Source organism: Candidatus Pelagibacter bacterium nBUS_44, assembly GCF_051200895.1.
Classification (GTDB): Bacteria; Pseudomonadota; Alphaproteobacteria; order Pelagibacterales; family Pelagibacteraceae; genus Pelagibacter.
Map to the genome: position 1 here is coordinate 865424 of NZ_CP172838.1, position 13248 is coordinate 878671.

Below are 13248 nucleotides of genomic sequence, written 5' to 3' on the forward strand. Positions count from 1 at the left end.
AAGCAATATTTTTTGTGATTATTTTGTTAATTAACACTTATAAAATTACACAGGAGACAAAATGACCGCAGCTAATGTTTTAAAGTTTATAAAGGAAAAAGAAGCAGAATTTGTAGATCTGAAATTCACAGACCCAAGAGGCAAACTTCAACATCTTACAATGGATGTAACTATTGTGGATGATGAAATGCTAAATGATGGTGTTTTTTTTGATGGTTCATCAATAGCAGGATGGAAAGCTATCAATGAGTCTGACATGATTTTAAAGCCAGATACTTCAAGAATGATAATGGATCCGTTTACTTCTCATAACACTGTAGTTCTTTTTTGCGATATTTTAGATGCTGTCAAAAAATCTCCTTATGAAAGAGATCCTAGAGGAACTGCAAAAAAAGCAGAAGAATATTTAAAATCCTCAGGTGTTGGCGACAAAGCATTCTTTGGACCTGAACCAGAATTTTTTGTATTTGACGATGTAAGAATTAGTAATGATCCAAACAATACTGGTTTTGTTTTGGACAGTAAAGAAGGACCATACAACTCTGGTAAAGTTTATGAAAATGGAAACATGGCACACAGACCTCCAGTAAAAGGTGGGTACTTTCCAGTGCCACCAGTTGATAGTGAGCAAGATATGCGAGGTGAATATTTGAAAAATCTAAAAGAAGTTGGAATTAAAGTTGAGAAACATCACCATGAAGTTGCTCCAAGTCAACATGAATTAGGTATGTATTTTGGAACCTTAGTTGATCAAGCAGATAATGTTCAACTTTATAAATATGTTGTACAAATGGTAACACATTCATTTGGAAAAACGGCAACATTCATGCCAAAACCTGTCGCTGGAGATAATGGATCAGGTATGCACATCCACCAATCAATTTGGAAAGGTAAAACTCCTGTATTTTCAGGTGATGCTTATGCTGGTTTATCTGAGACAGCTTTACACTACATCGGTGGAATTTTGAAACACGCTAAAGCAATTAACGCTTTTGCTAACTCAACAACAAACAGTTACAAACGATTAATTCCAGGTTTTGAAGCGCCAGTTCTACTAGCTTATTCAGCCAGGAATAGATCAGCTTCATGCCGAATACCAATTACTCTAAGTAAAAATGGTGCTAGATGTGAAATAAGATTTCCAGATGCCTCTGGAAACCCTTATTTAACTTTTGCTGCAATGCTTATGGCTGGACTTGATGGAATTAAAAATAAAATTCATCCAGGTGAATCCTTTGATAAAGATTTGTATGATTTACCACCAGAAGAAGTTAATGCTATTCCAACAGTTTGTGGTTCTCTAAGAGAAGCTATGGAAAGTTTAGATAAAGATAGAGAGTTTTTAACTCAAGGTGGTGTATTTACTGATGATCAAATTGATGCTTACATCGCACTTAAGTTTGAGGAAATTCACAAATTTGAACATGCACCTCATCCAGTTGAGTTTGAGATGTATTACAGTAGCTAGTAGTTAATTACTGTCTAGTTGTTGCAATTGTATCTTTGTTAACACCTTTTTTAACAACGTAGTCCTGTGTGCCGTTTGCACCAGTCTCTACCTCTTTTCGAAGATCTTTGAAGAAAATTCTTTCTTTCAAAGAATCTTTAAGGTTTTTAACAAGATTTTTAAATTCAAATTTGTTCATGGTTAGATTATAACTTAGTCATGCGTTTATTGCAATACTGATATGCAGATAATAGGACAATAAGTCCTACTCTATTTTGAAGGATTCTCCACAGCCACAACGCTCAGTTTCATTGGGATTATTGAATACAAAAGAGGATGAAAGCTCCTCTTTTTTGTAATCCATTTCTGTACCAAGCAAATACATTATAGCTGCAGAATCAACAAATACTTTAACCCCTTTATCTTCAATAACTTCGTCACTTGGGTTTAATTCTTTTGTATACTCCATGACATAAGACATGCCTGCACAACCACCTGTTTTTACAGAAACTCTAACTCCTAAAGAATCTTTTTCAGCATTAGACATAATCTCTTTAATTCTTATCGCTGCATTATCACTTAATTTAATTATCGGATTCATTTTATAAATTTAACTCCAATTTAGCTGCTTCTGACATCATATCTTTATTCCAAGGAGGGTCCCAAACTAATTCAAGATCAACATCTTCTATTCCCTCAACTTGCATTGCACTTTCTTTAACTTCTTTAGGTAAACTTTCTGCCACAGGACAGTTGGGTGTTGTCAATGTCATTTTAATTTTAGCAAAATTTTCATTTTCAACTTGAACATCATAAATTAAACCTAATTCATAGATATTAACTGGTAATTCAGGATCATAAATTTTTCTGATCTCTTCAATTATTTTTTCTTTTTTTGTCATATCTTTAATTCTCTGTATTTACTTGATCTTTTTTATTTTCAAAAGCTGAAACTAAAGTGTGCCATGATAAAGTTGCACATTTAACTCTCATTGGATATTGTTTTACTCCAGATAGACACATTAGTTTTGTTTTTTCGTCTTCTTCTAAATTTTCTGATTTCAATTCAGGGTTTTCTTTAATCATACCTAAAAAATCTTCAACAATTTCTTTGGCTTCGTTTTCGTTCTTACCTTTAATTAAATCTGTCATGATAGATGCAGACGCCATAGAAATAGCACATCCACTTCCTTCAAAAGAAATATCTTCAACAATTTTTTGTCCATTAAGTTTTAAATAAACATGAACATTATCACCACATAAAGGATTGTTGCCTTTAGCATCTTTATTGAAGCCATCTGTCTTCCTCAAATTTTTTGGATTTTTACCATGTTCTAATATTATTTCTTGATATAATTCTTTTAAATTCATTTTAAGTTAAATATTTTTTTACAGTTATTAATTGAGTCATTAAGCTTATCTAAATCATCTTTTGTATTATATATTCCAACTGAAGCCCTCGCACTAGCAGGTATATTTAATTTATCATGTAATATTTGACAGCAATGGTGTCCTGCTCTTATAGCAACACCATCCTCATCTAAAATGGTTGCAATATCATGTGGATGAATACCTTCAATAGTGAAAGATAAAACTCCGCCTTTGTCCTTAGGATTTCCAATTAATTTAACAGAATTATTTTTTTGTAAAAGATCTTGACCATATTCAACTAATTCTGCCTCATGTTTCATAACATTGTCTATTCCAACACTCTCTAAAAATTTAATGGATTGGTCAAATGCTATAACTTGTGCCGTTGCCATTGTACCTGCTTCGTATTTATTGGGTAAATCGCCATAAGAAATCATGTCTTTTTTGACCTCTTTGATCATGCCTCCACCCCCTTGATACGGTGGCAACTCCTCTAACCATTTTTTCTTACCATATAAAACACCAAGCCCTGTTGGACCATACATTTTGTGACATGAAATAGCATAAAAATCACAATCAAGATCTTGCATATCTAGTTTTAAATGGGGTGCGCCCTGACAACCATCAACTACAACTACTATATTTTTGGAGTGAGCAAGCTCAGTTATTTCTTTAATTGGCAAAATAGCACCTGTAACATTTGATAAATGTGTAATTGAAATTACTTTTGTTTTAAGTGTCAATTTTTTTTCTATTTCTTCTAGTGTGATTTCACCTTGCTCATTAATTTCTGCAAAATTAATTTTAATATTTTTTGATTTTCTTAAAAAATGCCAAGGAACATAATTAGAATGATGCTCTAATTCTGTAATAAGTACTTCGTCTCTTTCTTGCAGGAAATTTTGACCTAAAGTATTTGCAACTAAATTGAGTGCTTCTGTAGCTCCTTTAGTAAATACAATTTCATTTTTATCTTTTGCATTAATATATTTTTGAACAGAACTTCTTGTTTCTTCATATAAATTAGTAGCTGCAACAGCAAGATAATGAACGCTTCTTCCTACATTAGAAAATTGCTTTGAATAAAACTCATTAATTCTATCAATTACAACTTTTGGTTTTTGTGAAGAGTTTGCGCTATCTAAATAAACTAGATCATTATTCTTAATTTTTTCATCAAAAATTGGAAATTCTTTTTTTACATTATTTATGTTCATTCTTTAATACCTGTTAATTTTTTAACTAAAGATTTAACGCTTTCATTTGTAATTTTTTCAACAGCTTCATTTAAAAATCCATTTGTTAATAATTTTTTGGATTGAGTATGACTTAAGCCTCTAGACATTAAATAAAAAATAGAGTTTTCATCAATATTGCCTGAAGTTGATCCATGAGAACATTTTACGTCATCAGCATAAATTTCTAATTCAGGTTTTGCATTGAACTCCACATCATCATTAAGTAATAGAGCTCTACTTAACTGATAACCATCTGTTTTTTGAGCTTTAGAATTTACATAAATTTTACCTTGATAAACTCCTTTAGAATTTTCATTTAATACACTCTTAATTAACTGATAACTTTTACAATTTTCTTCATTATGATTTATTGCAGTTTTAATTTCATGATGTTTTTTATTATCCAGATCAATTATTCCATTAATTGCTACTGAGCCATGATTATTATTAAGAGAACAATTAATGTCATGTTTTACAAATTTTGAACCTTTAGATAAAATAAAATATTCTAAATGACTATTTTTATCTAAATCAATATCTTTAAATGAATACTTAACATTTGATGTTGGTTTAATATCTAAACTATAGTTTTTAAGAATAGAGTTTTTACCAATATTAATTTTTTGTCTGAAATTTAAAAAATTATTTTTTTCATTTTCGTTTGAAATGTTAACTACATCCATAGAAGTATCATCTTCAAGATTGATATCCAGCTTCATATTCAGCCCGCAACTATCTAAATCAGATGTTAAATAATTGTATAAAATCAACGGTTTTTGAAATTGATAACCTTTGTTAACCGTAATTTTAATATAGCTGGAAAGAAAAGCAGTATTTAAGTTTAATAATACATTTTCACTCAATTTATTATCTAATTCTAAATTTTGGTTTATAATAATTTTTTCTTCATTTTCATAACTAAAATCAATCTTAGACACGCTACCATTAACAAAAACTATCTTGTTATGATTAAAATCACTAATGAAATCAACATCAATATTTGGCACATTATTTTCTTTATAAAAATCTAATTTTTTAAAATTAGTTGAAATAATTTGATTTAAATCTGAAAATTTCCAATCTTCAATACGTTTATTTGGAAAGCCTTGATCTATAAATTTATTAAAGTTTTTTTCTTTAATTTCCTTTTGTGAAGTTGAATAATTTCCTTCACTTAGAGATTTTTCAAAATTTGATTTGATCTCACTTTGCATTAATTAAAATCCTCATATCCAACTTTTTCTAATTCTTTGGCTAATTCATAATCACCTGATTTAATTATTTGGCCATTTTTTAACACATGTACAAAATCTGGTTTAATGTAATCAAGCAACCTTTGGTAGTGTGTAATTATTAAAAAAGAATTTTCTTTATTTCTTAATGAGTTAACTCCTTCCGAAACTATTCTAAGAGCGTCAATATCTAAACCTGAGTCAGTTTCATCTAAAATAGAAAGTTTAGGATTTAAAATTGACATCTGTAAAATTTCATTTTTCTTTTTTTCTCCACCTGAAAAACCTACATTTAACTGCCTACTTAATATTTTTTCATCGAATTTTAATTCCGCTGATTTTTGTTTAATTAATTTTAAAAATTCGATAGCATCTAATTCTTTTTCACCTCTAGCTTTTTTAATTGCATTAATTGAAGTCTTTAAAAAAGTATTAGTGTTTACTCCTGGAATTTCTAATGGGTATTGAAATGCTAAAAAAATACCTTTATGTGCTCTTTCCTCTGTTTCTAAATTTAATAAGTTTTCACCCTCAAAAGTAACATTTCCGTTTATTTCATAACCTTTTTTTCCTGACAAAATATTTGACAATGTACTTTTTCCAGAACCATTTGGGCCCATAATTGCGTGCACTTCTCCAGGATTTATATTTAAATTTAATCCTTTTAGTATTTCTTTTTCTTCAATCTTTGCTTTTAAGTTTTCAATCGTTAACATTTAACCAACACTCCCCTCTAAACTAATTCCAACTAATTTTTGTGCTTCAACAGCAAATTCCATAGGAAGTTGTTGTAAAACCTCTTTACAAAACCCATTAACAATCAAGCTAACTGCTTCTTCTTGATTTAGTCCTCTTTGATTGCAATAATAAAGCTGCTCATCACTTATTTTTGATGTAGTTGCCTCATGTTCAATATTTGATTTTAGATTTTTGTTCTTAATGTAAGGAATTGTATGAGCACCGCATTTATTACCCATTAAAAGTGAGTCACATTGGGTAAAATTACGTGAATTATCGGCCTTTGAGGATATATCAACTAAACCTCTATACATCATATCAGAATTACCCGCTGAAATTCCCTTAGAAATTATCTTACTTTTTGTATTTTTTCCTAAATGGATCATTTTAGTACCTGTGTCCGCTTTTTGATGATTATTTGTAATTGCTATAGAATAAAATTCTCCTACAGAGTTATCACCTTTTAAAATACAGCTTGGATATTTCCATGTTATTGCAGATCCTGTTTCAACTTGTGTCCAAGAAATTTTTGAATTTTTTCCCTTACATAAACCACGCTTTGTAACAAAGTTGTATATTCCACCTACTCCATTTTTATCTCCAGGATACCAATTTTGTACTGTTGAATATTTAATTTCAGCATCATCCAATGCAATCAATTCAACATTAGCAGCATGCAATTGATTTTCATCTCTCATGGGAGCGGTACAACCTTCTAAATAACTTACATAACTTCCTTTATCAGCAATAATTAATGTTCTTTCAAATTGACCAGTTTCAGATGCATTAATTCTAAAATAAGTTGATAGTTCCATTGGACACTTTATTCCTTCTGGAATGTAGACAAATGAACCATCTGTGAACACTGCCGAGTTAAGAGTTGCAAAGAAATGATCTGTAGTCGGTATAACTGAGCCTAAATATTTTTTGACTAAATTAGGATGTTTTTGAATAGCTTCAGACATTGAGCAAAAAATAATTCCTTGTTTAGTTAATTCCTCTTTAAATGTTGTTGCAACAGATACCGAGTCAAATACCGCATCAACAGCAATACCATTTAATCTTGCTTGCTCTTGTAATGGGATTCCAAGTTTTTTATAAGTTTCTAAAAGTTTTGGATCAAGCTCATCAAGACTTTTAGGTTTGTCATCCATACTTTTAGGTGCTGAATAATAATATAAATCTTGATAATCTATTTTTGGATACTTTGGTTTTTGCCAATCAGGTTCTTTTAATTGTTTGAATCTTTCAAATGCTTTTAATCTAAAATCAAGCATCCATTGAGGTTCTTTTTTAATATTAGAAATAAACTTTATCACACCTTCATTTAAACCTTTTGGAGCTCTCGTATTTTCAATATCAGTTGAAAAACCATATTTATAATCTTTTAAATTATCTATTTCTTTTTGTCTGTTATCCATCTTTTAATTTCTTTGATCGTTATTATTTTTTAATAAATCTTGTAAGCTTTTCTTTTCAAAAAAACTATTAATGTGTGATTCTAATTCATCCCACAGATTATGAGTTGAGCATTTTGTAGCTTTACCGTTGCAGCCTTTTTTTGACTCTTTTTTACACTGAACAGTTTTTACTTTTTCATCAACTGCATGAAAAATATTTGTAAGTTTTATCTCGTTTGGTTTTTTAGAAAGAACATAACCACCTTGTGTTCCTCTGGTACTTTGCACAATTTGATTTTTTTTTAATTTAGAAAAAATTTGCTCAAGGTAATCTAGAGATATACCTTGGCGCAAAGAAATATCTCTTAGCGAAACTGGATTGATACCATCAAACCTTGCTAAATCTACTAATGCCATTACGGCATATCTACCTTTTGATGTTAATTTCATATTACCCTTTAAATTCGACACTTTTATACATACCTGACTAAAATGGTCAAGTATAGATTATTTTAAAAAAACTAACATATTGTCGCTCACTTATGATAAACGTAGTTTTTTTTTGAGAATAATAATCAATATCGCATATGGATAATAAAATTTTAGAAATATTTATTCCAGGTCCCGCTGGAAGACTAGAAGCAAAATACTATAAGAGTAAAAAAAATACATCTCCGGTTGCACTAGTGTTACAGCCACATCCTCAATATGGAGGAACTATGAACAACAAAGTTGTAGTAGATACTTTTCATACATTTATGGATAATGATTTTTCAGTATGTAGAGTAAATTTTAGAGGTGTCGGTAAAAGTGATGGTGAGTTTGATAACGGACAAGGTGAACTTGCAGATGCAGCTGCTGCATTAGACTGGCTTGAAAGAGAAAATTTTGACAACTCACAATGTTGGGTATCAGGATTTTCTTTTGGCTCGTTAATTGCTATGCAGCTATTAATGAGAAGACCAGAAATAAATAGATTTATTGCAATCTCTCCTCAACCAAATGTTTATGATTTTTCTTTTTTATCACCATGCCCTACATCTGGACTGATGATTTATGGTAAAAAAGATGAATTGGTACCTTTGGAATATATTACTGAACTAGATAAAAGATTAAGTGCTCAAAAAGGTATTAAAGTAGAATTCCAATCTGTCCCTGAGGCAAATCATTTTTTTTCAAAAACTGAGGAATCTTTGATTAAAAATCTTAATAAATATATAAAAAAAGAAACTGCTCTTTATTAAATTAAAAGTTTTTAACTAATTCACCACCTACTGTAGGTAATTCACAACCAGTAGTTTTTGGATATGAAATTGGTAAATTTAAAGATGATCTGATTGCAAGATAACCAAATGCTTGGGACTCGATAAAATCTCCATTTAAATTATATTCATCAATAGAATTTAAACTTATATTTTGTTTGTGTAATAAATAATCTTTAATACTTTGGATAAGAAAAGTATTTTTTCTGCCCCCTCCACAAACTAAATATTTTATTGGTTTAATATTACTTCTATTAGCATGTTCAATTCCTTTTGCTATAAGGTAGGCAGTAAAATTAGTGATTGTTGCACAACCATCTTCTAATGATAGTCCTCTTGCAAATGAAATATCAAAATCTTTTACATCTAAAGATTTGTCAAAACTTTCAATTTTGAAGTTATCAATTACTTGATTTAATATTAATTGATTAATTTTGCCAGATTTTGCAATTAAACCATTCTTATCAAAATTTTTTTTTGAATTTTTTCTTACCCATTCGTCAATCATGCAATTACCTGGGCCTGAATCAAAAGCTTCTAAGTTCTCTTCCAGTTTTTCATCTTTTTTATTTATTTTGGTAATATTAGAAATTCCTCCGATATTAAGAAAACAAATAGGAAAATTTATGTGGTGTTTTTCATTTATTTTTTTGGACAATAAGTTATGGAAAATAGGTGTTAACGGCGCACCTTGACCATTATTCGCTATATCTTCTTGTCTAAAATTAAAAATAACTTTTTTTTTAACCAATTGAGACATTAACGCTCCATCTCCTAATTGTTTTGAAATTTTTTGTTTAGGGTTGTGAAAAATCGTTTGTCCGTGGAAACCAACAAAATCTATCTCATCTTGATATTTTAAAGATAACTCGCTGACAATTTTGCTATGAAATAAAGTAATTTTTCTCTCAAGCTCGTTTAATCTAGAAGAATGCTGCTTCAAATCATTTAAATTTATAATTAAATTTCTTAATTCAATTAATTCCTGTTGTAAATTTTCATTATATTCAAAATATTCATCTAAAATATTGGTAAATTGATTAAATCCATCTGATCTGATCAATGATACATCCACCCCATCCATTGAAGTTCCACTCATTAATCCAATAGCTGTATATAATTTATTTTTCATTGATATTCTTTTTAATAAAAATTTGTATATTGTGTAACTATAAACTTATGAATAAATTTTTAAAAGAATTTAAAGATAGAGGTTTCTTCTACCAATGCACAAATGAGGAAGAATTGTCCAGCTTAATGGACAAGGAAAGAATTAAAGCATACATCGGATTTGATTGTACGGCTGAAAGTTTACATGTCGGTAGCCTATTACAAATCATGTGTCTTAGATTGTTACAAAAAAATGGCCATAGACCGATTGTGCTACTAGGTGGAGGCACAACAAGAATTGGTGACCCTTCGGGAAAAGATAAAACACGAAAAATATTGAGTGAAGAGGAGGTTGAAAAAAATATTAAGAATATTAGAAATATACTTAAAAAATTTTTAGATAACGATAATCCAGAAACAAAACCTATATTTGTAAATAATTACACGTGGCTTAAAAATTTGAATTACATCTCTTTTCTTCGGGATATAGGTAAGCATTTTACAATAAATAGAATGTTAACTTTTGATAGTGTAAAATTAAGATTAGATAGAGAACAATCTTTAAGCTACATGGAGTTTAATTATATGATCTTGCAAGCTTACGATTTTTTAGAACTAAACAAAAAAGAAGATTGTATTTTACAAATTGGTGGCTCAGATCAGTGGGGGAATATCGTCAATGGTGTGGAGCTTATTAAAAGATATTCAAATAAGCAAAGTTATGGTCTAACGACTTCCTTAATTACCCTAGCTACAGGAGCCAAGATGGGAAAATCTGAAAATGGAGCAATTTGGTTGGATGAAAAATTTTTATCTGCTTATGACTATTGGCAATTTTGGAGAAACACAGATGATAGGGATGTTGTAAAATTTTTGAAAAATTTTACTGATATGGAAATAGAAGATATTAAAAAAGTTGAAAATAATAACATCAATGATTTAAAAATACTTTTAGCTAACGAAACAACCTCAATGCTTCATGGTGAAGATGCTGCTAAAAATTCTGAACAAGCTGCTAAAGAAGCTTTTTCGGGTAATTCACTCGGATCAAGCTTACCTTCTATCAAAATTAATTCAAAAGATATTGATAATAAATTAGATATAATTAATCTAATTGTTCTTTCTAAATTAGAAAAATCAAAAAGCGAAATAAGAAGATTAATTAAAGGTAAAGCGGTAAAAATTAATGATAAAATTATATCCGATGAGAAATTAATTATTACAAATGAATTTTTTAATGAGAGCTACCTTAAACTTTCTGTTGGAAAAAAAAGACATTTAAAAATTGAATTAAATTAGTTTTTTTTAATCTTTTCTAGTGTTCTAGTTATAAATCTTGGAGTTAATGTTTTTATTGGATTTACAGTTGTTTCAAGGTTTTTTGGAGGTCCCTTCACTTTGAAACTAACTCCAAAAACACCCTCACCAGCTTTCTTTCCAATGAGCAAATCTCCAATTAATGGAATAGAAGCAATAGATCTATTAATTGTAGTTGCTGGAACCAATGTACCTCTTAAACTAATTAAATTATCTTCCTCAATATAGCCTTCTATTAAAATAGAAATAGCCGGTCCAATTGCATATAATTCTTGGATCTTCATAAGTTTATTTTTATTTGTAAAATTCATTTCAAAATCTGTGAACCTAATTCCCTCTCCAGTTAGCAAATCTGCAATTCCTTGAAGTGAAGCAAGAGCTAGTAACTTTGTTAATACAGGAATTTTTTTGACTTTAAAATTGTCAATAATTAACTTGGAATTTGAAATACCGTTCTTTTTTGAAGAATAAAAATCCAAATATCCTTCCTCATTATCCTCGAAACCTTTTATGAATTTGTATCTTTCAACAAGCGGTTTAGCTTTAGATGAAAATAGAGTAGTAATTTTTTCACCTACATCGTTAGTATTTACTGTAAATTTTAAATTATTAACATTATCAAAGTCTCCATAGATATTCGCTGTATAGATTTCATTATTTTTTATATCTAAATTTCCATTAAGGTCATTGACTAAATATAAATTATCTAAATAGATCTCTTTTAAATTTAAGCTTATTTCAATATCATTTTGAAATAATTTTAAATTATTGTCTTTTTTACCAACAAGTAAACTGTCAATTAACTTCTCAGCATTAAATGAAGATCCAGTAATTTGATATTTATTTTGTTTTATCTTTTTTAAAAGAATATTGTTCTTTTTATTTTGATTATCTAAGAATTCTAATTTTACTTCATCTACTTTATCAATAAGATTATTTTTATTCAAAAAAATATTTTTAAATATAAGTTTATTATTTTCATTAACAATACTTATATCTTCAAAATCTAGGGAATTTTCAGGTTCGTAACTACCTGCAAATCTTATTCTTGTTTTTGATTTATCGTTTTTTACAAAGTTTAAAAAATTAATCTTAAATGGTGTATTGTCTAAATTTAGCTCCGTATTAAAATTAAATTTATTTTTGATTTTTAAAACTTTAAATTTTATATCTTCAAAATCATTATTAAATTTTATTTTTCCTTGTCCATTTATTAATAATTTTTTTTTATCTAAGTTTATCTCTATTTTTTGATCTTTAAGGGTTGTAGTTTTATCTAAATTTGTAATAAAATTTTTTAAATATTCTTGGCTGTTAAAATTTAATTCACTTAATAAAAGCTTAGAATTAAACTTAAAATCTTTATCATCAGAATCAATGCTGTAATTAATATCTTCAAAAATTTCTTGTAATTTAATTTTACCAGAACCATTGATCGTAAATTTATTATTATTGAAATTAGATTTGATCTTATGGTTTTTAAATTTGATTGTGTTATCTTTAATTTCTAAATAATTATCCAAAGATTTTGATGTTTTGTACTCAGAACTCATTTACTTGAATATCAGAGTTTAAAACTAGGTTTTTAAGTTTAAATTTTTTATCAATTGAGAATGAAAATTTATTATTTGAATTAAAATTTGTATTTAAAAATCCTATATCTTTTATATCAATTTTAAATAATTTAAGTAATTCCTCATTTAAAATTAAGTTTTTATTGTTAATTTGACCCTCTATAAAAAAATCTTTTTCATTTTGAAGGATCTTTATATTTTTGGAGTAAAATAATGATTTACTATTTGTAAAATTTAAATCTTTAAAATTGAAAATATTATTATGAATATTTAAAGAAAAATTTATTTTTTCAAAGTTGTACTTTTTAAGTAATCCTATTTTTCCATCTTTTAAAATTGCTTTAATTTTATAATCATCTTTTATTTTTCCAGTCTCATCAAAATTTAGGTCTAGATTAACTATGATTTGTCCATTTTTTACTGCTCTTTCTAAAATAAACAATTCTGGTCTATTCGTTATTCCTCTAAAAAAAGTAACCAGATCTTTTAAAAGTATTGATCTTGTGGAAAGTTTTAATTTAGAAGAAATAATCTGATTTTTTATTAGAGAAATTATTGA

The 13248-nt window shown here is 28.3% G+C and carries 15 protein-coding genes; 3 read left to right on the plus strand and 12 right to left on the minus strand.

The window, feature by feature from the left end; all coding sequences use genetic code 11:
• The first annotated feature begins 61 nt into the window (after positions 1 to 61).
• On the plus strand, positions 62 to 1468 hold the full coding sequence (gene glnA / locus ACIJYB_RS04895; RefSeq protein WP_435150237.1) for a type I glutamate--ammonia ligase: 1407 nt from the start codon (positions 62 to 64) through the stop codon (positions 1466 to 1468).
• Between the two features lie 7 nt (positions 1469 to 1475).
• Here glnA and ACIJYB_RS04900 read toward each other — a convergent pair whose 3' ends face one another.
• From ACIJYB_RS04900 to ACIJYB_RS04940, 9 genes are all read right to left on the minus strand, one after another.
• Entirely contained in the window at positions 1476 to 1646 is a 171-nt protein-coding gene (locus ACIJYB_RS04900; protein ID WP_435085135.1) for a hypothetical protein, read from the minus strand.
• Between the two features lie 66 nt (positions 1647 to 1712).
• Complete coding sequence (locus ACIJYB_RS04905; protein ID WP_435085137.1) at positions 1713 to 2048, minus strand: HesB/IscA family protein; 336 nt, start codon at positions 2046 to 2048, stop codon at positions 1713 to 1715.
• 1 nt (position 2049) lies between these two features.
• Positions 2050 to 2349 carry an SUF system Fe-S cluster assembly protein gene (locus ACIJYB_RS04910; protein WP_435150239.1) on the minus strand — a complete coding sequence of 100 codons (300 nt, stop codon included), beginning with the start codon at positions 2347 to 2349 and terminating at the stop codon, positions 2050 to 2052.
• A 4-nt stretch (positions 2350 to 2353) separates the two neighbouring features.
• Positions 2354 to 2818 (minus strand): Fe-S cluster assembly sulfur transfer protein SufU, encoded by a 465-nt coding sequence (sufU, locus tag ACIJYB_RS04915; RefSeq protein WP_435085141.1) that lies wholly within the window; start codon positions 2816 to 2818, stop codon positions 2354 to 2356.
• Positions 2815 to 4035, minus strand: coding sequence for an aminotransferase class V-fold PLP-dependent enzyme (locus ACIJYB_RS04920; RefSeq protein WP_435150241.1), 1221 nt, complete (start codon positions 4033 to 4035; stop codon positions 2815 to 2817). Before ACIJYB_RS04920 ends, sufU begins: the two co-directional genes overlap by 4 nt.
• Complete coding sequence (gene sufD, locus ACIJYB_RS04925; protein ID WP_435150243.1) at positions 4032 to 5270, minus strand: Fe-S cluster assembly protein SufD; 1239 nt, start codon at positions 5268 to 5270, stop codon at positions 4032 to 4034. The genes ACIJYB_RS04920 and sufD overlap by 4 nt, the downstream gene beginning before the upstream one ends.
• Complete coding sequence (sufC, locus tag ACIJYB_RS04930) at positions 5270 to 6004, minus strand: Fe-S cluster assembly ATPase SufC (protein WP_435150246.1); 735 nt, start codon at positions 6002 to 6004, stop codon at positions 5270 to 5272. The genes sufD and sufC overlap by 1 nt, the downstream gene beginning before the upstream one ends.
• Entirely contained in the window at positions 6005 to 7447 is a 1443-nt protein-coding gene (sufB, locus tag ACIJYB_RS04935; RefSeq protein ID WP_435150248.1) for a Fe-S cluster assembly protein SufB, read from the minus strand.
• Positions 7448 to 7450: 3 nt separating this feature from the next.
• Positions 7451 to 7876, minus strand: a complete 426-nt coding sequence (locus ACIJYB_RS04940) for an Rrf2 family transcriptional regulator (RefSeq protein ID WP_435113185.1) — start codon at positions 7874 to 7876, stop codon at positions 7451 to 7453.
• Positions 7877 to 8025: 149 nt separating this feature from the next.
• Between ACIJYB_RS04940 and ACIJYB_RS04945 the strand changes: the two genes are divergently transcribed.
• On the plus strand, positions 8026 to 8670 hold the full coding sequence (locus ACIJYB_RS04945; protein WP_435152536.1) for an alpha/beta hydrolase: 645 nt from the start codon (positions 8026 to 8028) through the stop codon (positions 8668 to 8670).
• Position 8671: 1 nt separating this feature from the next.
• On the opposite strand, the gene ACIJYB_RS04950 is transcribed toward ACIJYB_RS04945, so the two are convergent.
• Positions 8672 to 9820, minus strand: coding sequence for an anhydro-N-acetylmuramic acid kinase (locus ACIJYB_RS04950; protein ID WP_435150250.1), 1149 nt, complete (start codon positions 9818 to 9820; stop codon positions 8672 to 8674).
• A 47-nt stretch (positions 9821 to 9867) separates the two neighbouring features.
• Here ACIJYB_RS04950 and tyrS point away from each other — a divergent pair, with 47 nt between their 5' ends.
• A complete protein-coding gene (gene tyrS, locus ACIJYB_RS04955; protein WP_435150252.1) occupies positions 9868 to 11097 on the plus strand; it encodes a tyrosine--tRNA ligase in 1230 nt (409 codons plus the stop codon).
• Here the strand turns inward: tyrS and ACIJYB_RS04960 are convergent.
• Positions 11094 to 12668 carry a hypothetical protein gene (locus ACIJYB_RS04960; protein WP_435150253.1) on the minus strand — a complete coding sequence of 525 codons (1575 nt, stop codon included), beginning with the start codon at positions 12666 to 12668 and terminating at the stop codon, positions 11094 to 11096. The genes tyrS and ACIJYB_RS04960 overlap by 4 nt on opposite strands.
• Positions 12658 to 13131, minus strand: coding sequence for a hypothetical protein (locus tag ACIJYB_RS04965; RefSeq protein ID WP_435150254.1), 474 nt, complete (start codon positions 13129 to 13131; stop codon positions 12658 to 12660). Before ACIJYB_RS04965 ends, ACIJYB_RS04960 begins: the two co-directional genes overlap by 11 nt.
• Positions 13132 to 13248: the final 117 nt, after the last annotated feature.